Annotated in this window: 1 protein-coding gene; it reads left to right on the top strand. The window is 58.3% G+C overall.

Annotated features, from left to right (window positions below; genetic code table 11):
• Window positions 1-226: 226 nt before the first annotated feature.
• The coding region (locus tag EOM25_14825) for a two-component sensor histidine kinase (GenBank protein NCC26451.1) at window positions 227-1,587 on the top strand (1,361 nt) is incomplete at its 3' end.

Below are 1,587 nucleotides of genomic sequence, written 5' to 3'. Positions count from 1 at the left end.
TGGTACGCGGAGATCAAGAGATTGTGAGCTGCAAACGGTCCGATTGGGCCGCTTTCTTATACCGGGATGGGGGCACAAGGTGCCCCCTTTTTCGTCCGGGTGTTTGTCCGGACGCCTCGGCCTTGACCATGGTGAAAAAACGGATGAATCTACCCAGTGCGCAATGGGCCTCTGAAAGGCCGTAAATCCAAGCGGCTGCCGGAGCCCCACACAGGGTCCATCAAACATGCACAAACGCTTTGCAAGTCTCATCCTTGTCAGTTTTCTCGTTGTCTCGGCCATCGTCCTTACCCTGGCCTATCGGGCCAATGTCGAACTGGAGCGGGTGGTTTCCGCGCAGTTCAACGAACAGCAGCTATTGCTGGCTAGAAAGATCGCCCAGGACATCTCCCACGATTTCGAACTGCTGAACGAGGCTCTGCTCCATTTTAGCCGCTCGACGTTTTTGGCGCCGGAGACGAATGCGGACGAGACCAGCGCCATCGGTGATCTGCTTGGGTTTCTTAAGGATTTCGGGGTCCTTGGATTGGGGTTTTCTGCTTCCGGCGGGCCTTCGGCGGTGCTCACCGATGAGGGATGGACGACCCTGGACGAACTGGGCGTCCATCTTCCGGAACAGGAGGATGGAAAGGCCCCGGGTTCATTTAGCCCGAATGTTGTTTTGAGCCGGACCCAGCGCTCCACTCATGGTCCGATTGCCGACAGATGGGTCATGACCATGGTCGCTCCAATGCAGGACAAGGGGAGTCAAGGCCTGTCCGGGACGGACTGCTTGTTTGTCCTGGACGCCCAGTCCATCGCCAGAAGTGCGGCCGAGGGCGTCCGTTCGGGCAAGACCGGATACGCCTGGGTCATAGATGGCCAGGGCCATTTCATGTATCATGTTGAGGCGGAATTCGTAGGCCAGGACGCCTTCACGGCCAGGCATAAGCGTAATCCCGACCTCTCCTACAAACGGATTAATTCCCTTATGTCCGAGCGCTTGCTCAAGGGCGAAGAGGGTACAGACTGGTATGTCTCCGGCTGGCATTGGGACATGATCCGGGAGATGAAAAAGCTGTTCGCCTTCAGCCCGGTGATTTTTTCCCGGAACGGGACAGGCCCTGTTCATGTCTGGTCCGTGGGTCTGGCCGCACCGGATTCCGAGGTCTACGGTCTGATTCAGCCCGTGGTCCTCCGTCAGGGAGCCGTGGTCGGTATTTTCGGGATCTCGGCCCTGCTGGGTTTTGCCGCATTTCTCTTTCTTTCCTTGCACTGGTCCCAATCCCTGCGGGCCGAGGTGGCCAGGAAAACCGAGTATCTCCAGCGGTCGGAGGACGAACTTCGCCGGGAGCGGGACAAGGTCAGCCGGAGCATGGAAGAGCTTCTAGAGACCCAGGAAAAGCTCATGATTTCTGAGCGGTTCGCAGCCATCGGCGAGGCTGCGGCCCATCTCTCTCATGAGATCAAGAACCCCTTGATGGTCATGGGCGGGTTTGCCGGACAGATTTTGCGGACGCTGCCCGAGGACGACCCCCGGCGGGAAAAGTTGAAGATCATCGCCGACGAAGCCAACCGACTGGAGCATCTGCTGACCGAGGTCCGGGA

The sequence above is a fragment of the Deltaproteobacteria bacterium genome, from assembly GCA_009929795.1.
Classification (GTDB): domain Bacteria; phylum Desulfobacterota; class Desulfovibrionia; order Desulfovibrionales; family Desulfomicrobiaceae; genus RZZR01.
The sequence above is the reverse complement of the archived record's forward strand: the minus strand, read 5'-3'. Positions and strand labels throughout refer to the sequence as shown.